The following is a 20791-nucleotide window of genomic DNA, read 5'->3' on the forward strand; positions in this document are numbered from 1 at the left end:
TGTATGCGTAACCCGATTCTACACAGCGTAAATAGGGTTGTCTGCCCTCTCTATAAAATCCGCTTTTTTCCGGCTGGTGCAAGGGGTTTGTATACAGCCAGATGCCCGCCAGTAAGTTCCGCGCCTATTCAACGCCGCCCGGCTGAGCCCGAACATTCGCTATCGCTACGCGCAGTTGCTCAGCACCCTCGATGCCACTGGCCGGGCCGATGCGATGACCGTGGTAGCCTCTGTTGCCTTCCGACCCAGACCCGCGTTACGTCAAGCGAACGCTGTCCCCTGCAGTCACCCGGCACGTCGGTTTGGCGGTGCTGGATCAGCGCCAGACTTCGCCCGCCACGCAGGCGTTTATTCAACTGGCAACACGACTGGATTACCGTTGAGCGGCGCAGGTGCCATTGGCCATCTATCATGGGCTCAGACCTTGGGCTTTGCGCGCACGCTTCTCCTGCCATCAAGAGCCCCACTCCATCGCGACAGGATGCGCCCATGCCACTGACCGTCAGGCCCCGCCGCAAGCGCAGCACCCGGATTATCGTGACATTGCTGTGTGGCCTGCTGCCGATCGTACTCGGCAGCGTCATTCTCTATATGCAGGCTGAACGCGCCCTCCAGCAGAGTTCGCAACACACCGCCGATGAAGCCCTGCGCCAGTTCGAACTGATGCTCGACAACACTGCCCAGGCCGCCCGCGAACTGTTGCCTTTGGCCGGCCAGACCTGCGAAACCGTCAAACTGGCCTTGCGCGAACAAGTCACCCGTCGCCCGTTCGTACGCTCGACCAACCTGGTGTGGGACGACAATCTCTATTGCAGTTCGCTGTTCGGCGACTTCAAGGAAGCCGTGAATCCGGGCGATTACGCCGAAGGCAAGCTGTGGCTCATGAACGGCAACCCGGTGACACCCAATACCGCGCTGCTGGTGTATCGCCTGAGCGAAGGGCGCGGTGGCGCGCTGACCACGCTGGACGGCTACCACCTGAGCAACATCCTGCGCCTGATCGGCCGGCATACATTGTTGTTGCTGCAAGTCGGCAACAACTGGCTCTCCGCCGACGGCAAAGTGCATCAGGGCGCCCTGCCCGCGTTGCCGGTGGCGCAAAGTACCTTGCACTCGTCGCACTATGCGTTCACGGTCACCGCCGCGTTTGCCGAAGGCGAGACCTGGCGCTACATGAAAGATGAATACCCGCCGCTGTTCAGCCTGCTGATGTTCTTCGGTGCGGTATCGGCAGCGATCGGCTACATCGTGCAGAAGCGCTCCACCTCGCCCAGCCATGAAATGCTTCGGGCATTGGAAGCAGGTGAATTCATTCCCTATTTTCAACCGGTGGTGCACGGCGACAGCAAACGCTGGTCGGGCGCGGAAGTGCTGATGCGCTGGAACCATCCCAAGGAGGGACTGGTGCGTCCGGATCTGTTCATACCGTTTGCCGAACACTCCAGGCTGATCGTGCCGATGACTCGCGCCTTGATGCAGCAAACCGCTGTCATACTGGGGCCGTTGTCACCAACCTTCGATTCGCCGTTCCACATCGGCATCAACATCACCGCCAGCCACTGCCGCGATCTTGAGCTGGTTGAGGATTGCCGTGAATTTTTGTCAGCTTTCCAGCCCGGCAGCATCACGCTGGTCCTGGAACTGACCGAACGCGAGCTGATCGAGCCGTCCGACATCACTCATCAACTGTTCACACAGTTGCGTGCGATGGGTGTGAAGATCGCGATTGACGACTTTGGCACCGGCCATTCAAGCCTCGGCTACTTGAGGACATTCAATGTCGACTTCCTCAAGATCGACCAGACATTCGTCGCCATGATCGATAAGGATGCGCTGTCCCGGCACATTCTGGACAGCATCATCGAGCTCTCCACCAAACTGGATCTGGGCATTGTGGCCGAAGGTGTGGAGACCCAAGCGCAATGTGATTATCTGGCCGCCCACCATGTCAACTTTCTGCAGGGCTACCTTTTCGGCAAGCCGATGCCGGCCGCAGATTTCATCGAAGCATTAACTCATCATTAACTTGGCGGGATAAATCCTGATTTGCCGACAGCCCGCACCAAATTGATACAAAACAACGTTGTTGTTACATGAAGAAAAAGTCAGGATTTACTCTTGCCACATTAACTACTACAATTTTTCTTACCTGTTGCAAGATGGGCAGGTGAGCCATTATCACCGAGTCGCTTCAAGGCTCTTGGCTTATAGCTTTGTTTGCGGTTGGTATCAGCCAAACACACTATTGGAGTAAAGATATTGTCCAGACTCGCTGAATTTCGTGCAGCTGAAAAGGCCCTTCAGGAACAGCTCAAGCAGCTGGAATCGCTGAAGAACGATGCCGGGCTCAAGAAAGAAATCGAATTCGAAGAAAAGCTCCAGGGGCTGATGAAAACCTACGGCAAAGGCCTGAAAGACATCATCGCCATTCTCGATCCGAACCCGGCGAAATCCGGTCTGCAATCGACCGCCGCACCTAAAACCCGCCGAGCTCGCGTGGTCAAGGTCTATCAGAACCCGCACACTGGCGAGCTGATCGAGACCAAGGGTGGCAACCACCGTGGCCTGAAAGCCTGGAAGGAACAATACGGTGTAGCCACCGTCGACTCCTGGTTGCGCGGTTAATCCCTCGCAAACATGAAAGCCCTGCATATGCAGGGCTTTTTTTGGACAATATTTAACAAATGCAACGATTTTTCTGGTGGGAAAGTTGAGTATCAAACCGCTCTTGCGCTGAAACTATGCTTCCGAATGTTGCCCCGTTAGCCGGAGATTAACTTTATGTTTAATCAGTTCCGGTATCTAACATCAGGCTGACCACGAACAGACGACTAGAATTTCAAGCTGTTTCGCGCAGCCACTATGTCGTCACCGCTCGCCTTATAAATCTCTGCCTGCCCAGCATACGAAAGTACGTAAGCCTTATCCGCCTCGACCGCTGCAACCAATGTTTGCGACAACACATGACGGCCGTTTTCAGTCACCGTACAAGTGGTCTCAAGCGCTGTGAGCGAACCCAGCGTACTCGGATGAACCCTGTTGCAGACACTCTGATAACCGCTCTGGAAAAAGTCTTTTTGCACCGACTTGCGCATCTCCAGCAACACGCCCTGCAAGTTGACCTGATGACCACTTTCCACACGGGTCATCGTCAACTCCATCACCATCACCTGGTTGCCATCGGCGTCAGTCTTCACTGCTCGCTGACGCGAGACCTCAGGCGAGGTTTCGGGCAGCGCCTCGACTTCCCAGCCGGCCGGCCAAGTGATGCTCGGTGCCTCGGCAAAAACCGGCAGAGCAAGCAGGGAAAAACCCAGGAAAACGAACAGCGATTTGAAAGGTCGGATCATTACCAGAGGCACTCGCGGATTGAGCCGTAAAGTCTGAGGCCCGCCCGCTCGCAGGGCAAGCCCGCGCTTTCGGTTTGGCGATGCTGCCTGGCATGCGTATCATTGCGCCCATTCACTCGCCCCAATTTGTTACGGAGGGCCCATGAGCCTGCAAGAACTGAACACCTTCCCCGGCGTCACCGCCACCCCGGACAGCGCAACCCGCAACTTCGTGTTCAACCACACCATGCTGCGCGTCAAAGACATCACCAAGTCGCTGGATTTCTACACCCGCGTACTGGGTTTCTCGCTGGTAGAGAAGCGTGATTTCCCGGAAGCGGAATTCAGCCTGTACTTCCTCGCCCTGGTCGATAAATCGCAGATCCCCGCCGACGCTGCCGCCCGCACCGAGTGGATGAAGTCGATTCCCGGCATTCTGGAACTGACCCACAACCACGGCACTGAAAACGACGCGGACTTCGCCTACCACAACGGCAACACCGACCCGCGCGGTTTCGGTCACATCTGCATTTCGGTACCGGACATCGTTGCGGCTTGCGCACGCTTTGAAGAGCTGGGCTGCGACTTCCAGAAGCGTCTGACCGATGGCCGCATGAAGAGCCTGGCGTTCATCAAGGATCCGGATGGCTACTGGGTCGAGATCATCCAACCGGCGCCGCTGTAAAGCTGAACCTGAGTAGAAAGCACCCCGCAAAGAAAAACCCCCATCATCACTGATGGGGGTTTTCTTTTTTCAGGCCCGGGATTTACGCCGGAGCCGAAGTGCGGATCAGGTGATCGAAAGCGCTGAGGGAAGCCTTGGCGCCCTCGCCCACTGCAATCACGATCTGCTTGTACGGCACGGTGGTCACGTCACCGGCGGCGAAGATGCCGGAGATCGAGGTTTCACCGCGATTGTCGACGATGATCTCACCGCGCGGCGACAGCTCGATGGTGCCTTTGAGCCAGTCGGTGTTGGGCAGCAGACCGATCTGCACGAAGATCCCTTCCAGCTCGACCGTGCGCAACTCGTCAGTATTGCGATCCTTGTAGCGCAGGCCGTTGACCTTCTGCCCGTCACCGGTGACTTCAGTGGTCAGCGCACTGGTGATCACGGTGACGTTCGGCAGGCTGTGCAGCTTGCGTTGCAATACGGCGTCGGCGCGCAGCTGTACGTCGAACTCCAGCAAGGTGACGTGAGACACGATACCGGCCAGGTCAATGGCCGCTTCGACGCCGGAGTTACCGCCGCCAATCACCGCCACACGCTTGCCTTTGAACAGCGGACCGTCACAGTGCGGGCAGTACGCCACGCCTTTGTTGCGGTATTCCTGCTCGCCCGGCACGTTCATTTCACGCCACCGCGCGCCGGTCGCCAAAATCACGCTCTTGGCCTTGAGGGTCGCGCCGCTCGCGAAGTGAACCTCATGCAGCTCGCCGTTTTTTCCCGGGATCAGCTTGTCGGCACGTTGCAGGTTCATGATGTCGACGTCGTACTGCTTGACGTGTTCTTCCAGCGCGGTCGCCAGTTTCGGGCCTTCGGTTTCCTGCACGGAAATGAAGTTTTCGATGGCCATGGTGTCCAGCACCTGACCGCCGAAACGTTCTGCCGCTACACCGGTGCGAATGCCTTTACGTGCGGCGTAGATCGCCGCCGAAGCACCGGCCGGGCCACCGCCGACTACGAGCACATCAAAGGCTTGCTTGGCGCTGATTTTATCGGCCTGGCGCTCGATGGCGCCGGTGTCGAGTTTGGCGAGGATTTCTTCCAGGCCCATGCGGCCCTGACCGAAGTTTTCGCCGTTCAGGTAAATGCTCGGCACAGCCATGATCTTGCGATCGTTGACTTCGTCCTGGAACAGCGCACCGTCGATGGCGACGTGGCGGATGTTCGGGTTCAGCACGGCCATCAGGTTCAGTGCCTGAACGACGTCCGGGCAGTTCTGGCAGGACAGCGAGAAGTAAGTCTCGAAGTTGAACTCGCCCTTGAGCGAGCGGATCTGTTCGATCACTTCGACACTGGCCTTCGAAGGGTGGCCGCCGACTTGCAGCAGGGCCAGCACCAGCGAAGTGAATTCATGGCCCATCGGGATGCCGGCGAAACGCAGGCTGATGTCGGCACCGGGGCGGTTGATCGAGAACGACGGTTTGCGTGCATCGTCGCCGCTGTCGATCAAGGTAATCTGGTGCGAAAGACTGGCAACGTCTTTCAGCAGGTCGAGCATTTCACGGGATTTCGCACCGTCGTCGAGTGAAGCAACGATCTCGATCGGCTGGGTGACCCGTTCCAGGTACGATTTCAACTGGGCTTTAAGATTGGCGTCCAACATACGGGCGATCTCCTGACTTTATTTGAGGCGAAAAAAAGCCCGAGCGAATCTCGCCCGGGCTTTTCTATTGGGCGGTGCAGCTTACTTAAGTAGGTGCGGAGTCCCGCCCTGCATTGCGTGTCACAGACTTAGATCTTGCCGACCAGGTCCAGGGACGGAGCCAGAGTGGCCTCGCCTTCTTTCCACTTGGCTGGGCAAACTTCGCCTGGGTGAGCAGCAACGTACTGAGCAGCCTTGATTTTGCGCAGCAGCTCGGAAGCGTCACGGCCAACGCCGCCATCGTTCAGTTCAACGATTTTGATCTGGCCTTCAGGGTTGATCACGAAGGTGCCACGATCCGCCAGGCCAGCTTCTTCGATCAGCACGTCGAAGTTGCGGGAGATGACCTGAGTCGGGTCGCCGATCATGGTGTACTGGATTTTGCCGATGGCTGGCGAAGTGTTGTGCCAGGCAGCGTGAGCAAAGTGGGTGTCGGTCGAAACGCTGTAGATCTCTACGCCCAGTTTCTGGAAGGCGGCATAGTTGTCAGCCAGGTCTTCGAGCTCGGTTGGGCAAACGAAAGTGAAGTCGGCCGGGTAGAAGAACACTACGGACCATTTGCCTTTCAGGTCAGCGTCCGAGACTTGTACGAAGTCGCCGTTTTTGAACGCGGTAGCTTTGAACGGTTTTACTTGGCTGTTGATGATAGGCATTGATAACTCTCCGTCAGGGTTGTGAATTCGATGGGTGAATCCTACCCAGTCACTCGACGGATGGCTCATTGGCAAACCTGATGCTGCTGATTTGTTTTCGCTATTAGCTGAGGATATTAATAGAAGAAAACGATATCTACGGCGACAGCGGCTTATCCGTAATCCGGGCCATCCCGTGAAAGGGGCTCGCTTCAACATAGCGCATGGCGGACTTCATATCCTTCCAGCCCACATAACTCATCAACGATTTGAGATCCCAGCCGCTTTGATGGGCCCATGTTGCGAAGCCGCGACGCAAGGAGTGGCTGGTGTAGCGCTCGGCGGAGATCCCCGCGCGCTCCAGGGCCTGGCGTAACAACGGGATCACACTGTTGGCGTGCAAGCCCTCTTCGCTCAGATTGCCCCAGCGGTCGACGGCGCGAAACACCGGGCCCCGTACCAGAGCCGCTTCGGTGACCCACTCGATATAAGCCTGCACCGGGCACAACTTCAGCAGCGCCGGGGCCTGATAGTTCTGCCCGAGGTTTTCCCGATCACCCTTGCTACGCGGCAGGTACAGGGTGATGCCGCTGCCGGCGTGCGCCTGCACATGCTCGATCTGCACACGACACAATTCATCGCTGCGAAAGCCACGCCAGAAGCCCAGCAGGATCAATGCTCGATCACGGCAGGCTCGCAGCAGCAACGGTCGGTCCTGTTTTTCCCGGGCGTCTTTCATTTCCTGCTCAAGCCAGGTGACGGTCTGCTCAAGATCGCGCAGTTGCAATGGCTCGGCCTGTTTTTCCTGCGCGGGATGCAGGGCGCGAATGCCCTTGAACACTTTGCGCACCACCGGCGACTTGGTGGGATCGGCGAAGCCCTGACTGTTGTGCCACTGCGCCAGCGCCGACAGGCGCAACTTCAGCGTGTTGACCGAAAGCACGCCTGCATGCGCCACCAGATACCGCGCGACGCTGTCCGCTGTCGCGGGCAGGAATCCGCCCCATACCGTTTCGAAATGCTCGACGGCCGCACGATAACTGCGGCGAGTATTGTCACGGGTGGCGGCTTGCAGATAGCGATCGATATCGCTCATGGGCTGATTTTCTCGTGGCGTACTGAAGGTTTGTGCGGAAACCGATTTTATGGGTTTCACATGGGGTAATACCAGTATATCCCGTCCGTTTATCAGCGCTTGTTTCACTTTATTTTCAACATGGTACACTGCGTACTTTAGTGGCATGTACCACAGTACGAAATGGTAGGAGCAAATATGGCCCGTGGCGGCGTTAACAAAGCAGTGGTCCAGATCGCGCGCGCAGCGATCCTCGCCCGTGGCGAACACCCCAGCATCGACGCAGTACGTATCGAATTGGGCAATACAGGATCGAAAACCACGATTCATCGGTATTTAAAAGAACTGGATGACGGCAGCGAACCGGCCGATCCTTCGGCGGAACCCATCGATGACGAGCTGCTGGCACTCGTTACGCGCCTTGCACAACGCCTGAAAGAACAGGCGCAGGAACCGATTGACCAGGCGCGCGAGCAGTACGAGCAACAGCGTCAGGCACTGGAGGACGAACTGAATCAGCTTCGTCAGGATCATGTGCAACTGGAGAAGAAGCACGACATTCAGGCTGCCGCGCTGGCCAAGGAATACGAAGCGCTGAGCGATACCCGCTCGATGTTGCAGACCGAGCAGACCCGCAACGCCGGGCTGAATCAGGCACTGTCAGACTTTGAATTGCGCCTGCAGGACAAGGACGAGCAGATCCGCTCGCTGGAAGAGAAGCACCTGCACGCCCGCGATGCGCTTGAGCACTACCGCAACGCCATCAAGGAACAGCGCGAGCAGGAGCAAAGCCGTCACGAAACTCAGGTTCAGCAGTTGCAGATGGAGTTGCGCCAGGCGCAGCAAAGCGCACTGGTACGTCAGGACGAGATCACTCAGTTGCACCGCGACAACGAACGTCTGCTGACCGAGAATCGCGGCACCGTGCGCGAATTGAGCCTGATGCAGGATCAGCTCAAACAAAGCAATCAGCGTCAGGATCAACTGCTGGAGCAAGCGTCTCGCGTCGACAGCGAACGCACCCTCCTCCAGGAACGTTTGCGTGTGGCACTGCTGGAAAGCCAGACGCTCAAGCAGAACGTCGACGAGCAGTCGCAGCTCAATCAGTCACTGGAAAAGGAATTGGCCACGGCACAAGCCAGCCTGCGCCTGGCCACCACCGTTGCGGCAGCACCAGACGCAGTAGAACCGAAAAAGACTTAAGCGCCGACCGGCGTACGCATGGTGACAAACTCTTCGGCCGCCGTCGGGTGCACCCCGATGGTGTCGTCGAAGTCACGCTTGGTGGCGCCAGCCTTCAATGCGATTGCCAAACCCTGCACAATCTCGCCGGCATCCGGCCCTACCATGTGACAGCCCAGCACCTTGTCAGATCTGCCATCGACCACCAGCTTCATCAGCGTGCGCTCCTGGCAATCCGTCAGAGTCAGCTTCATCGGCCGGAAGCGGCTTTCGTAGATCACCACGTCGTGACCCGCTTCCCGCGCCTCTTCTTCGGTCAGGCCGACGGTGCCGATATTCGGCAGGCTGAACACAGCCGTCGGGATCATCTTGTAATCCACCGGACGGTATTGCTCAGGCTTGAACAGGCGTCGCGCCACTGCCATGCCTTCGGCCAGCGCCACCGGCGTCAACTGCACGCGACCGATGACATCACCCAGTGCCAGAATTGACGGCTCGGTGGTCTGGTATTGCTCATCGACCTTGATGAAGCCCTTGTCGTCGAGCTGCACATCAGTGTTTTCCAGCCCCAGATTGTCTAGCATCGGACGCCGACCGGTGGCGTAGAACACACAATCCGCTTCCAGTACGCGACCATCCTTGAGAGTCGCTTTCAGGCTGCCATCCGACTGCTTGTCGATGCGCGCAATGTCGGCATTGAATTGCAGATCCATACCGCGCTTGGTCAGTTCTTCCTTCAAATGGTTACGCACCGAACCGTCGAAACCGCGCAAGAACAGATCCCCGCGATACAGCAACGTCGTGTTGGCGCCCAGCCCATGGAAAATCCCGGCAAATTCGACGGCGATATAACCGCCGCCGACGACCAGCACGCGCTTGGGCAGCTCTTTCAGGAAGAACGCCTGGTTCGAGCTGATCGCATGCTCATGACCCGGAATCTCCGGGATCTGCGGCCAGCCACCAGTGGCGATCAGAATATTCTTAGCAGTGTATCGCTCACCGTTGACCTCGACTTCGTGCGGACCAACGATTTTCGCGTGCGCTTCATGCAGGGTCACGCCACTGTTGACCAGCAGATTGCGATAAATGCCGTTCAAGCGATTGATCTCGCGATCCTTGTTGGCAATCAGCGTGGCCCAATCGAAATTCGCCTCGCCCAGGCTCCAGCCAAAACCCGAGGACTGCTCGAAGTCTTCGGCGAAATGCGCGCCATACACCAACAGTTTTTTCGGAACGCAACCGACGTTGACGCAAGTACCGCCCAAATAACGGCTTTCGGCCACCGCCACTTTCGCACCGAACCCGGCAGCAAAACGCGCAGCCCGCACACCGCCGGAACCGGCACCAATCACATAAAGGTCAAAATCGTAGGCCATTTCTATCTCCTCGGCAGGCGATCAGCATACCCGCCGTCGTCCGTTGGGCAAGCACTCCTGCCGATATAGGGGCGGAAAATGAAAAAGCCACCCGAAGGTGGCTTTTTCGTACAGGCAGATCAGGCGCTATCAGTAAGCCTTGCCAGTCTTGTAGAAGTTTTCGAAGCAGAAGTTGGTGGCTTCGATATAGCCTTCAGCACCACCGCAGTCGAAACGCTTGCCCTTGAACTTGTAAGCCATCACGCAGCCGTTCTGGGCTTGTTTCATCAGGGCGTCGGTGATCTGGATTTCACCGCCCTTGCCTGGCTCGGTCTGCTCGATCAGGTCGAAGATGTCCGGAGTCAGGATGTAACGACCGATGATCGCCAGGTTCGACGGCGCGTCTTCCGGCTTTGGCTTCTCGACCATGCTGTGTACGCGGTAGATGTCGTCGCGGATCATTTCACCAGCGATCACGCCGTACTTGCTGGTTTCCTGCGGATCAACTTCCTGAATGGCAATGATCGAGCAGCGGAACTGTTTGTACAGCTTGACCATTTGGGTCAGGACGCCGTCACCGTCGAGGTTAACGCACAGGTCGTCCGCCAGCACCACGGCGAACGGTTCGTCGCCGATCAATGGGCGACCGGTCAGGATCGCGTGACCCAGGCCTTTCATTTCGGTCTGGCGGGTATAGGAGAACGAGCACTCGTCCAGCAGCTTGCGGATACCGACCAGGTATTTTTCCTTGTCGGTGCCCTTGATCTGGTTTTCCAGCTCGTAGCTGATGTCGAAGTGGTCTTCCAGGGCGCGCTTGCCACGGCCGGTCACGATGGAAATTTCGTTCAGGCCAGCATCCAGAGCTTCTTCGACGCCGTACTGGATCAGTGGCTTGTTTACCACCGGCAGCATTTCTTTGGGCATGGCCTTCGTCGCTGGGAGGAAGCGAGTACCGTAACCGGCTGCTGGGAACAAGCATTTCTTGATCATATAAGTCCTTGAAAGGGCTGTGTGTACGAGTTTCGGCGCAGTCTAATCAGGCGGCGTGCACCTTACAATGCCCCGCACTGGCTAACCGATGTCAACATAGAGAAATAATCTGGCGGATAGTTCAATCCGCTCACAGAGGCTGCGCATTCAGCTTAGCCCAAAGATCTCGGAACGCCGCATCGAGCTGCGCCCGCTCGCCCATTTACCGTTATCATGGCGCCTTTGAACCAGCCAACGAGGCCGCTAGATGTCCGCAGCAAAAATCATCAACGGGTACACCGTCGCCAAGGCTAAAGATGGCCAGTGGCATATCACTGCCGCCAACGGCGAAGACGTGTCCGGCCCGTTGCCCACAGAGGCGATGGCGATTGAAGTCGCCGCGGTGCTCGATTACACGCCCGCAGCCCCGAAACGTCGCGGCAAGGAACAAGACTGATCGGTAATGATGAAGGCCGGCCCTGCCATTGTGCAGGGCTTTTTTTGGCTGCGCGAAAAGAAGTGGCCAATCGCTATAACCTTTTCCTGCCGGCGCTGTCATAGCGTCTAGCCCCCTCCTCCTCGAAGATGACATTGCCATGACCAACCGTTCCCTCATCAGTTTCCTGCCGCTGATTGCACTCGCCGCCCTGACCGGCTGTGCCACTTCGCAGACCACTTACCTGAACAATGGCGAACAAGGGTTGAGCATCGATTGCTCCGGCGAGGCCAATTCCTGGGCCACCTGCTATGAAAAGGCTGACGCGTCCTGCGCCGGCACCGGTTATCGCATCGTCGGAACTGACGGCACACCGGCGCCCAAGGAAGACGACAAGACGCTGGGCGTCGACGTCGGCAACTACAAAAACCGCAGCGTGGTAGTGGTCTGCAAATAGCTTTACATGTGAATTTCGGCGAACTTGATCCCCAGCCCGCGCACGACCTCGATCAGGTCGTCGAGCCGGTTGAACGACTCGACTTCGTCGTTATCGTCGACCAGGAAGTAACTGCGCCCGGCGCTTTTCTTGAAAAACACGATCCACTCCCCCGGATTCGCCGGGTTCTGGATCACATGGGTAGCCGCAATAAGCCCTTCCTTGTGTCGTTCCCGCACCTGCTCTCTCTTCATTCACTTCTCCAGAAATGACAATGCCGCCACAGCAACGCTGTGACGGCATCAATGCTGACTGCTGACAGTCTATCAGCCGGAAATGCAGGCGGTGGCGGCTTTGCGTACATCCCATGGACGCAGCGGCACGTTGGACATCCGCTCGTGCAGCTTGATGCTGCTGCCACCGGAGCGATCCTCGATGTCAAACACCGCCGCCGGACCCGATCCCAGCTTGCCCGGCACAATGACCCGAACCTCGTCCTTGTGCCGCTCTACCTGCAGGGCACCGCGGCTGCTGGACAGCTTTTCGGCCAGGCATTCAGCATATTCATGGGGCTTCTTGCCGGAAATGACGTTCATGGTCGGCAGTGTTTCATTGATTTCCGAAACACTTGCACAACCACCCATTGCCAATGCCAACGGCAGAATCACCACACCCCACTTCATACAAAACCTCCAATAAAGACCCTCCGACAGCATGAATGCCGTTTTTCTCCGAGGCTCACTGCATTTAACCCACATCGAATCGTGAATTCTGTTTTTAATTGTCAAAGCGCTGCCCGACGGCCGGATAATAACCTGTCCGGGCTGATAAACTGCGCCGATCGACAATGCTATCGTTTTGATTTTGTAGAAAAAGCCCTTCTGGAGGCGCCCATGAAATTCATTCACCAGCGCGAGCACCTCAACGAAGACGACATCGTCGTCATTCAATGCTCGCAAACCTGCAACATCCGCTTGATGAACGACGCCAACTTCCGCAGCTTCAAAAATGGCGGCCGTCACACCTATCACGGCGGTGCTTTCGACACATTCCCGGCCCGCATTACCGCCCCGAGCACCGGTTTCTGGAACATCACCATCGACACCGTCAACCGCCGCGCGATCAGCGTGACCCGCAAGCCAACCCTGACGCACTCGATCAAAATCATCCGCCGCTCCAGCTCCAAACTCAGCTGAGCGGTTCCGCCAACGCAGACAGGTAAGCATCAACGTGGCCCAAACAACCAAATACGTGATCAAGTACAAACTCAACGGTGAGCGCCGCTTCGAGTTCGCCCAGCTGGAAAACGGCACGCCGGAAGAAGCCAAGGCCGCACTGGATGCCCTGCACGGCCAGAGCGCTGATGAGATCAGCGACATCAGCGTCAGCAAGGCCCTGTAAGACCCGGGTGACAATTCGACCGCAAGCGGCGGAGTGTTGCGGCCGGGTGGACGACCCAGACTGATACCTGAATGCAAGCCAAGGAATCAGCATGTCATCCTCACCCGCCTCCCCGCTCGTTGCGCTCGACTGGATCGCCCTGGAGCGGCAACTGGATCAGGACGGTTGTGCCGTCATCCGCACGCTGCTGCGCCCGGAGACCTGTGATCGATTGAGTGCGCTTTACCCACAAAGCGAACCGTTCCGGTCCCAGGTGATCATGGCCCGCCATGGTTTCGGACGCGGGGAATACAAATACCTGCGCTATCCGCTTCCATCCGTGGTGGAACGCCTGCGCAGCGCGCTCTACCCGCGACTCGTGCCTCTGACCAACCGCTGGTATGAACGAATGGGACTACCGGAGCGTTTTCCAGCGCAACACCGCGAATTTCTCGAGCGCTGCCACGCCGCCGGTCAACTGCGGCCTACCCCGCTCTTGCTGCAATACGGCCCGCAGGACTACAACTGTCTGCATCAGGATCTGTACGGCGAACATGTGTTTCCGCTGCAAGTGGCGATTCTTCTGTCAGAACCTGGCGAAGATTTCACCGGTGGCGAGTTCGTCATGACCGAACAACGTCCGAGAATGCAGTCGCGCCCGCTGGTGATGGACCTGAGAAAAGGCGACGCGCTGATCTTTGCCGTCAGCCAGCGCCCGGTCAAAGGCGTGCGCGGTGACTACCGGGTGACCATGCGCCACGGTGTCAGCCGACTGCACAGCGGAAAACGGCATACTCTGGGCATCATCTTCCACGACGCGACCTGACGATCATGCAAACCACCTTCGACCTGTTCGCCGACACAGAATCCGAGCAACCACGACGCGCCGAACAGATCGGCGAGCAATCCTGGGTGTTGCGCGGCTTTGCATTGGCGCGAATCGAGCAGTTGTTGCCGGCCCTGGAATCGATCATAGCCTGCGCTCCGTTGCGCCACATGATGACGCCCGGGGGGTTCAGCATGTCGGTGGCTACCAGCAGTTGCGGTGCACTGGGCTGGATCACCGATCGCAGCGGTTACCGCTATTCATCCGAAGATCCCGTGAGCCATCGACCCTGGCCGGCGATGCCCGAGGTGTTTCGTGAACTGGCCCAGGCAGCAGCGAAACGCGCCGGATTTGCCGACTTCACGCCGGATTCCTGCCTGATCAATCGTTATATTCCGGGCGCGAAGATGTCGTTGCATCAGGACAAAGACGAAAACGCCTACGAAGCGCCGATCGTTTCGCTGTCATTGGGCCTGCCCGCGACGTTCCTGTTCGGCGGTTTCGCGCGCGGCGACAGGAGCCAGAAAATCCCGTTGCTGCACGGCGACATGGTGATCTGGGGCGGCGCCGACCGGTTGCGCTACCACGGCATCCTGCCGATCAAACCTGGCCGGCACCCGCGCCTGGGCGAACAACGCTTCAATCTCACGTTTCGCACCGCCGGATAATTCTGCAAAGTTTGACCGCAAGGCTCGGAGTGTTCCGGCCGGTGGCACTGGTTAACCTGAAATTCAACAGGTCAACGGACTCTCCATCATGAAAACGCTTACCACCTCGCTGAACACTGAAGACGATCCACGCTGGGCCGCTGTCGTGGCGCGCGACCCTCGGGCGGACAGCCAGTTTGTCTATGCCGTGAAAACCACCGGCATCTATTGCCGCCCCAGCAGCCTGGCTCGCTTGCCGAAACCGCAGAACGTCGAGTTCTTCGATACCGTCGAAGAAGCCGAAGCCGCAGGCTATCGCCCAAGCAGACGAGTGAGCAAGGATCAGACCGAGGTCGCCGCGCAGCATGCCGCCACCGTTGCGGCAGCCTGTCGCCAGATCGAAGCGTCGGACAGCCTGCCCGCACTCAATGATCTCGCCGAGACCGCTGGCCTGAGCGCCTTTCATTTTCATCGCGTGTTCAAAGCAGCGACGGGCCTGACGCCCAAAGGCTATGCAGCCGCGCATCGCTCGCGCCGGGTTCGTCAGCGTCTGGCAGACGGCGGCTCGGTGACCGAAGCGCTGTATGACGCCGGCTTCAATTCCAACAGCCGTTTTTACGAGTCGGCCGATCAGTTACTGGGTATGAAACCCGGCGATTTCCGGGCTGCCGGGCAGAACAACGACATCCGCTTCGCCGTCGGCCAGTGCTCGCTCGGCGCCATTCTGGTGGCACAGAGCGAGCGCGGGATCTGCGCGATTCTGCTGGGCGACGATCCACACCAATTGGTGTGCGACCTGCAGGACCAGTTTCGCCGGGCCAACCTGATCGGCGCCGATGCCGAGTTCGAACAACTGATCGCCCACGTCGTAGGCTTCATCGAAGCGCCTGCCATCGGACTGGATTTGCCGCTGGATGTGCGCGGCACAGCATTTCAGGAGCGGGTGTGGCAGGCGCTGCGCGAAATACCGGTCGGCAGCACCGCCAGCTACGCGGACATCGCCCTGCGAATCGGCTCACCAAAAGCCGTACGTGCAGTGGCCCAGGCTTGCGGCGCCAACAGCCTGGCGGTAGCGATCCCCTGTCATCGCGTTGTGCGCAGTGACGGCAATTTGTCGGGCTACCGCTGGGGCGTGGAGCGCAAGCGCGAATTGCTCGAGCGTGAAGGCAAAACCCGACAGTAATCAGCGATTCACATCAACGACAACTCGCCCCCGGAGTTGCCCCGCCAGCAACTTCGGTGCCGCGTCGATAGCTTCGCCGAGGCCGATTTCATGGCTGATCAGCGGCAACAGGGCAAAATCCAGATCCTTCGCCAGACGATCCCAAGCCTCGATGCGCCGCGCCTTGGGCTGGGTCACGCTGTTGATCCCTGCCAACGTCACGCCACGCAAAATGAACGGCGCCACCGACGCCGGAAAGTCCATGCCCTGAGCCAGACCGCATGCGGCCACGGTGCCTTCGGCCCGGGTGCTGGCGCAGGCATTGGCGAGCGTGTGGCTGCCGACCGAATCGATGACGCCCGCCCAGCGCTCCTTGGCCAGCGGCTTGCTGGGTTCGGACAGGGTGGCGCGATCAATGATTTCGCTGGCACCCAGTTGTGTCAGGTATTCGTGTTCCGACACTCGACCGGTAGAAGCGACCACGCGGTAGCCCAGCTTGCTCAACAACGCGATGGCAAAACTGCCGACGCCACCGTTGGCGCCGGTCACCAGCACTTCGCCCTGTTGTGGTGTCACGCCGTTGCGTTCCAGCGCCATGATGCACAGCATCGCCGTATAACCCGCCGTGCCGATGGCCATGGCTTGCGCAGCAGTGAATGCCTTGGGCAGCGGAATCAGCCAGTCACCGTTCAGTCGCGCCTTCTGCGCCAGGCCACCCCAGTGGCTTTCGCCGACGCCCCAGCCATTGAGCAGCACCGCGTCGCCAACCTTGTAGTCCGGGTGTGAGCTGACTTCGACGGTGCCCGCCAGATCGATCCCCGGCACCATCGGAAACTTGCGCACCACCGGGCTGCTGCCGGTGATCGCCAGGCCGTCCTTGAAGTTCAGCGTGCTGTAAGCGACATCCACTGTCACATCGCCCTCCGGCAACTGCTCGTCGCTGATTTCCTGCAGGTTGGCGCGATAACCGCTGTCGTCTTTATCGATCAGAATGCCTTTGAACATGACTGCCTCTTATCGGTGAAATTAAGGATGTCGAGGCATTGGAATAGCACATTGCAACATTTTGCCCCACTCGACTTTTAGCCAATCGGGCGTGAACACCGAGCCAGCGCCCGCTGCTCAAGCTACAAATCTGTGCTGGTCATGGGGGTGGCTTTGCGTTAAAAAACCGGCTGCTACCGTCCCTGCCCTGTTTTGTCGTCGGAGAAGCTATTCCATGAGCCAATGGCCTGATACCCGCATTCTTGACCTGTTTGGCATGGAACTGCCGATCATCCAGGGCCCCATGGCCGGAGCCACTAATTCATCCATGGTCATCGCAACTTGCAACGCCGGTGGCCTCGGTTCGATGCCGGCCGCGATGCTGACCATCGAGCAACTGCGCGAAGAACTGAAGACCATTCGCCAAGGCACGAGCAAGCCATTCAACGTCAATTTTTTCTGCCATCAAGCTCCGGGCGCGGATGAGCAAAAAGCCCGTGAATGGAAAAACCTGCTGGAACCCTACTATCGCGAACTGGGTGTCGATTTCGATGCGCCGACGCCGGTGTCAAACCGTGCGCCCTTCGATGCGACCGCCTGTGAAGTGCTGGAAGAATTTCGCCCTGAAGTGGTGAGCTTTCACTTTGGCCTGCCGGAAAAATCCTTGCTGGATCGAGTCAAGGCCACTGGTGCGAAAATCATCTCGTCGGCAACCACCGTCGACGAAGCGATCTGGCTCGAGCAGAACGGTTGCGACGCGATCATCGCCATGGGTTACGAGGCCGGCGGCCATCGCGGGATGTTCCTCAGCGCTGACCTGAGCAGTCAGGTCGGTACGTTTGCCCTGGTGCCGCAAGTGGTCGACGCGGTGAGCGTCCCGGTGATTGCGGCCGGTGCGATTGCCGATGCGCGCGGCGTCGCGGCAGCGTTCATGCTCGGCGCTTCGGCGGTTCAAGTCGGGACGGCGTATCTGTTTACCCCGGAAGCGAAAGTCAGTGCGTCGCATCACAAGGCCTTACGCACCGCCAAGGAAAGCGAGACGGCGGTGACCAACCTGTTTACCGGACGCCCGGCGCGGGGGATTCTCAATCGGGTGATGCGCGAACTGGGCCCGATGTCGGACAAGGCCCCCGCTTTTCCGCTGGCTGGCGGTGCCTTGATGCCGCTGCGTGCAAAGGGCGAAGCAGATTTCAGCAACCTCTGGGCCGGCCAGGCCTTCACACTCGGCAAAGATCTCGGCAGCGCTGAATTGACCCGGCAACTGGCTGAGGGCGCACTGGCAAGACTGACGCGGTGATGAACCCGAACGGGTGAGGGGCGTGGCGCCCTCGCCCGGTTTAAAAGCAGTGCTTCCTGTTTGGCGGCATTTCGCTATATATTTCGCTATATAGCGTTTCACCCCTTCGCATCGGCGCAGTCTACCTTCCAATAACAACTGCCCACTGCACTTGCCACCCACGGAGCCGTTACATGATCAATCGTGCCTCACGTTTTGCCCCTGCCCTGCTCGCGGTATTCGCCATCGGCGCGGCGCAGGCCGATGAAGTGCAAGTCGCGGTCGCGGCCAATTTCACCGCACCGATCCAGGCGATTGCCGCCGATTTCGAAAAAGACACCGGGCACAAACTGGTCGCTGCGTATGGCGCCACCGGCCAGTTCTACACCCAGATCAAAAACGGCGCGCCGTTCGAAGTTTTCCTGTCGGCCGATGACACCACCCCGGAAAAACTCGAAAAAGAAGGCGACACCGTCAAGGGGTCGCGCTTCACCTATGCCATCGGCACCCTGGCGCTGTGGTCGGCCAAGGAAGGTTACGTCGACGCCAACGGCGATGTCCTGAAGAAAAACCAATACCAGCACCTGTCCATCGCCAACCCGAAAGCCGCCCCTTATGGTCTGGCCGCCACTCAGGTGCTGGAAAAACTGAAACTGACGGACGCCACCAAAGCCAAGATCGTTGAAGGCCAGAACATCACCCAGGCCTACCAGTTCGTGTCCACCGGCAACGCCGAGCTGGGCTTTGTCGCCCTGTCGCAGATCTACAAGGACGGCAAGGTCAGCAGCGGCTCCGCGTGGATCGTTCCGGCGAACATGCACGACCCGATCAAACAAGACGCCGTGATCCTCAACAAAGGCAAGGACAATGCCGCTGCCAAGGCGCTGGTTGATTACCTCAAAGGCCCGAAAGCCGCTGCGGTCATCAAGTCCTACGGTTACCAGCTGTAAATGTCGCTGACGAGTGCCGATTTCGCGGCGATCTGGCTGACCCTGAAACTGGCGTCCCTGACCACCGCGATCCTGCTGGTCGTCGGTACGCCGATTGCCCTGTGGTTGTCGCGCAGCCGTTCCTGGCTGCGCGGTCCCATCGGCGCGATTGTCGCGCTGCCGCTGGTGCTGCCACCGACGGTCATCGGTTTTTATCTGCTGCTGGCCCTTGGCCCCAATGGCTTCATCGGGCATTTCACTCAGTGGCTGGGGCTTGGCACCTTGACCTTCAGCTTCACCGGCCTTGTCATCGGTTCGGTGCTCTATTCCATGCCATTCGTGGTGCAGCCGTTGCAAAACGCCTTCTCCGCAATCGGTATTCGTCCTCTGGAAGTGGCGGCGACCTTGCGCGCCAATCCCTGGGACACTTTTTTCAGCGTGATTCTGCCCCTGGCTCGCCCCGGCTTCATCACCGCGGCAATCCTCGGCTTTGCCCACACCGTCGGCGAATTCGGCGTAGTGCTGATGATCGGCGGGAATATTCCCGACAAGACCCGGGTGGTTTCCGTACAAATTTACGACCACGTCGAAGCCATGGAGTACGCACAGGCGCACTGGCTGGCCGGGGCGATGCTGGTGTTCTCGTTTCTGGTATTGCTGGCGCTGTATTCCAGCCGCAAGACCCGCACGGGCTGGAGCTGATCGATGATTGATGCATGCCTGAAACTGGCCTGGTCGGGCTTCAGTCTCGACGTTGATCTGCAGCTGCCCGGTCGCGGCGTGACGGCGCTGTTCGGTCAGTCCGGCTCGGGCAAGACCACGTGCCTGCGCTGCATCGCAGGGCTCGAGCGCGCGCCGCAAGCCTTTATCCACATCAACGACCAGGTCTGGCAGGACAGCGAAAAAGGCATCTTCGTGCCGCCACACAAACGTGCGGTCGGCTATGTCTTTCAGGAAGCCAGCCTGTTTCCGCACCTGTCGGTGCTGGCCAATCTGCAATTTGGCCTCAAACGCATTCCCAAGGCGCAGCGCCGGGTCGACATGACCCAAGCCACCGAACTGCTGGGCATCGGCCATTTGCTGGATCGTCACCCTCAGCATCTGTCCGGCGGCGAGCGTCAGCGTGTCGGCATCGCCAGAGCGCTGCTGACCAGCCCTGAATTGCTACTGATGGATGAGCCTCTGGCAGCCTTGGACAGTCAGCGCAAAAGCGAAATCCTGCCCTACCTGCAACGCCTGCATGACGAACTGGAAATCCCGGTGCTGTATGTCAGCCACGCCCAGGACGAAGTGGCCAGGCTCGCCGACCACCTGGTGCTGCTCAGCGACGGCAAAGCGCTGGCCAGCGGCCCGATTGGTGAAACCCTAGCGCGGCTCGATCTGCCGCTGGCCATGGACAATGACGCCGGGGTGATCATCGAAGGCCAGGTCAGCGGCTACGATGCCGACTATCAATTGCTCACCCTGCAACTGCCGGACTCGCCACTGAGCATTCGCGTGACCCACGCGCCGATGACGACGGGCCAAAGTCTTCGCTGCAAGGTACACGCGCGAGACATCAGCCTGACTCTGCAAAACAGTGAGTTCAGCAGCATCCTCAATCGACTGCCGGTTACGGTCGTCAGCGAGCAGAAGGCGGATAACGCCGCGCATGTGCTTATCCGCCTCGATGTTGGGGGCACACCACTGCTGGCGCGCATCACTCGCTACTCGCGGGACCAACTCGGCGTGCATCCGGGCCAGTCATTGTGGGCCCAGATCAAGGCCGTCGCGGTGCTGGCGTAAACCCGCGGGCACGTCCGTC

At 58.8% G+C, this 20791-nt stretch carries 24 protein-coding genes and 1 pseudogene; 16 read left to right on the forward strand and 9 right to left on the reverse strand.

Features of this window, described 5'->3' with window-relative positions:
• Window positions 1-115: 115 nt before the first annotated feature.
• The 3 genes and pseudogenes from CAF76_RS02440 to CAF76_RS02450 form a co-directional block, all read left to right on the forward strand.
• A pseudogene (locus CAF76_RS02440) lies at window positions 116-383 on the forward strand (LysR family transcriptional regulator); the annotation flags it as partial.
• A gap of 106 nt (window positions 384-489) precedes the next feature.
• Window positions 490-2025, forward strand: a complete 1536-nt coding sequence (locus CAF76_RS02445; RefSeq protein ID WP_085646689.1) for an EAL domain-containing protein — start codon at window positions 490-492, stop codon at window positions 2023-2025.
• Window positions 2026-2259: 234 nt separating this feature from the next.
• Complete coding sequence (locus CAF76_RS02450; RefSeq protein ID WP_064596925.1) at window positions 2260-2625, forward strand: histone-like nucleoid-structuring protein, MvaT/MvaU family; 366 nt, start codon at window positions 2260-2262, stop codon at window positions 2623-2625.
• 206 nt (window positions 2626-2831) lie between these two features.
• Here the strand turns inward: CAF76_RS02450 and CAF76_RS02455 are convergent, their stop codons facing one another.
• Entirely contained in the window at window positions 2832-3350 is a 519-nt protein-coding gene (locus CAF76_RS02455) for a DUF4946 domain-containing protein (protein WP_085646690.1), read from the reverse strand.
• A 142-nt stretch (window positions 3351-3492) separates the two neighbouring features.
• On the opposite strand from CAF76_RS02455, the gene gloA reads away from it, so the two are divergent.
• Window positions 3493-4014, forward strand: a complete 522-nt coding sequence (gloA, locus tag CAF76_RS02460; protein WP_065260490.1) for a lactoylglutathione lyase — start codon at window positions 3493-3495, stop codon at window positions 4012-4014.
• Between the two features lie 82 nt (window positions 4015-4096).
• Here gloA and ahpF read toward each other — a convergent pair whose 3' ends face one another.
• The 3 genes from ahpF to CAF76_RS02475 form a co-directional block, all read right to left on the reverse strand.
• Entirely contained in the window at window positions 4097-5659 is a 1563-nt protein-coding gene (gene ahpF, locus CAF76_RS02465; protein ID WP_085646691.1) for an alkyl hydroperoxide reductase subunit F, read from the reverse strand.
• 128 nt (window positions 5660-5787) lie between these two features.
• Window positions 5788-6351, reverse strand: a complete 564-nt coding sequence (ahpC, locus tag CAF76_RS02470) for an alkyl hydroperoxide reductase subunit C (protein WP_007958941.1) — start codon at window positions 6349-6351, stop codon at window positions 5788-5790.
• Between the two features lie 136 nt (window positions 6352-6487).
• Window positions 6488-7426 (reverse strand): site-specific integrase, encoded by a 939-nt coding sequence (locus CAF76_RS02475; protein WP_143491796.1) that lies wholly within the window; start codon window positions 7424-7426, stop codon window positions 6488-6490.
• Window positions 7427-7603: 177 nt separating this feature from the next.
• Here CAF76_RS02475 and CAF76_RS02480 point away from each other — a divergent pair, with 177 nt between their 5' ends.
• Window positions 7604-8608, forward strand: coding sequence for a DNA-binding protein (locus tag CAF76_RS02480; protein ID WP_085646693.1), 1005 nt, complete (start codon window positions 7604-7606; stop codon window positions 8606-8608).
• Here the strand turns inward: CAF76_RS02480 and gorA are convergent.
• Window positions 8605-9963, reverse strand: coding sequence for a glutathione-disulfide reductase (gorA, locus tag CAF76_RS02485; protein ID WP_085646694.1), 1359 nt, complete (start codon window positions 9961-9963; stop codon window positions 8605-8607). The genes CAF76_RS02480 and gorA overlap by 4 nt on opposite strands.
• 129 nt (window positions 9964-10092) lie before the next feature.
• Window positions 10093-10932, reverse strand: coding sequence for a UTP--glucose-1-phosphate uridylyltransferase GalU (gene galU / locus CAF76_RS02490; RefSeq protein ID WP_039768735.1), 840 nt, complete (start codon window positions 10930-10932; stop codon window positions 10093-10095).
• Between the two features lie 247 nt (window positions 10933-11179).
• On the opposite strand from galU, the gene CAF76_RS02495 reads away from it, so the two are divergent.
• A complete protein-coding gene (locus tag CAF76_RS02495) occupies window positions 11180-11368 on the forward strand; it encodes a hypothetical protein (RefSeq protein WP_064596939.1) in 189 nt (62 codons plus the stop codon).
• A gap of 139 nt (window positions 11369-11507) precedes the next feature.
• Window positions 11508-11804 (forward strand): hypothetical protein, encoded by a 297-nt coding sequence (locus CAF76_RS02500; RefSeq protein WP_064596941.1) that lies wholly within the window; start codon window positions 11508-11510, stop codon window positions 11802-11804.
• Between the two features lie 2 nt (window positions 11805-11806).
• Here the strand turns inward: CAF76_RS02500 and CAF76_RS02505 are convergent, their stop codons facing one another.
• The gene (locus CAF76_RS02505) at window positions 11807-12037 is read right to left on the reverse strand and encodes a hypothetical protein (protein WP_011334337.1); all 231 of its coding nucleotides are present in this window, start codon (window positions 12035-12037) and stop codon (window positions 11807-11809) included.
• A 72-nt stretch (window positions 12038-12109) separates the two neighbouring features.
• Window positions 12110-12466 carry a hypothetical protein gene (locus CAF76_RS02510; protein WP_064596943.1) on the reverse strand — a complete coding sequence of 119 codons (357 nt, stop codon included), beginning with the start codon at window positions 12464-12466 and terminating at the stop codon, window positions 12110-12112.
• A 210-nt stretch (window positions 12467-12676) separates the two neighbouring features.
• Between CAF76_RS02510 and CAF76_RS02515 the strand changes: the two genes are divergently transcribed.
• The 5 genes from CAF76_RS02515 to ada all read left to right on the forward strand — a co-directional run bounded on the left by CAF76_RS02515 (window position 12677) and on the right by ada (window position 15819).
• Complete coding sequence (locus tag CAF76_RS02515; RefSeq protein WP_007958929.1) at window positions 12677-12979, forward strand: DUF1883 domain-containing protein; 303 nt, start codon at window positions 12677-12679, stop codon at window positions 12977-12979.
• 34 nt (window positions 12980-13013) lie between these two features.
• Entirely contained in the window at window positions 13014-13184 is a 171-nt protein-coding gene (locus CAF76_RS28690; RefSeq protein ID WP_172829486.1) for a hypothetical protein, read from the forward strand.
• 91 nt (window positions 13185-13275) lie between these two features.
• Window positions 13276-13989, forward strand: coding sequence for a 2OG-Fe(II) oxygenase (locus tag CAF76_RS02520; RefSeq protein WP_085646695.1), 714 nt, complete (start codon window positions 13276-13278; stop codon window positions 13987-13989).
• Window positions 13990-13994: 5 nt separating this feature from the next.
• The gene (gene alkB / locus CAF76_RS02525; protein WP_064596947.1) at window positions 13995-14657 is read left to right on the forward strand and encodes a DNA oxidative demethylase AlkB; all 663 of its coding nucleotides are present in this window, start codon (window positions 13995-13997) and stop codon (window positions 14655-14657) included.
• Window positions 14658-14745: 88 nt separating this feature from the next.
• Window positions 14746-15819: a bifunctional DNA-binding transcriptional regulator/O6-methylguanine-DNA methyltransferase Ada gene (ada, locus tag CAF76_RS02530; protein ID WP_085646696.1), complete on the forward strand. Its 1074-nt coding sequence runs from the start codon at window positions 14746-14748 to the stop codon at window positions 15817-15819.
• Here the strand turns inward: ada and CAF76_RS02535 are convergent, their stop codons facing one another.
• Window positions 15820-16803, reverse strand: coding sequence for an MDR family oxidoreductase (locus tag CAF76_RS02535; protein ID WP_085646697.1), 984 nt, complete (start codon window positions 16801-16803; stop codon window positions 15820-15822). It abuts the gene before it with no gap.
• A 214-nt stretch (window positions 16804-17017) separates the two neighbouring features.
• Between CAF76_RS02535 and CAF76_RS02540 the strand changes: the two genes are divergently transcribed.
• The 4 genes from CAF76_RS02540 to modC all read left to right on the forward strand — a co-directional run bounded on the left by CAF76_RS02540 (window position 17018) and on the right by modC (window position 20772).
• Window positions 17018-18079, forward strand: a complete 1062-nt coding sequence (locus CAF76_RS02540) for a nitronate monooxygenase family protein (RefSeq protein WP_085646698.1) — start codon at window positions 17018-17020, stop codon at window positions 18077-18079.
• Between the two features lie 173 nt (window positions 18080-18252).
• A complete protein-coding gene (modA, locus tag CAF76_RS02545) occupies window positions 18253-19008 on the forward strand; it encodes a molybdate ABC transporter substrate-binding protein (protein WP_064596955.1) in 756 nt (251 codons plus the stop codon).
• Window positions 19009-19689, forward strand: a complete 681-nt coding sequence (modB, locus tag CAF76_RS02550; RefSeq protein ID WP_085646699.1) for a molybdate ABC transporter permease subunit — start codon at window positions 19009-19011, stop codon at window positions 19687-19689.
• A 3-nt stretch (window positions 19690-19692) separates the two neighbouring features.
• A complete protein-coding gene (gene modC, locus CAF76_RS02555) occupies window positions 19693-20772 on the forward strand; it encodes a molybdenum ABC transporter ATP-binding protein (RefSeq protein WP_085646700.1) in 1080 nt (359 codons plus the stop codon).
• Window positions 20773-20791: the final 19 nt, after the last annotated feature.

Source organism: Pseudomonas sp. B40(2017) (genome assembly GCF_002112855.1).
Classification (GTDB): domain Bacteria; phylum Pseudomonadota; class Gammaproteobacteria; order Pseudomonadales; family Pseudomonadaceae; genus Aquipseudomonas; species Aquipseudomonas pharyngis.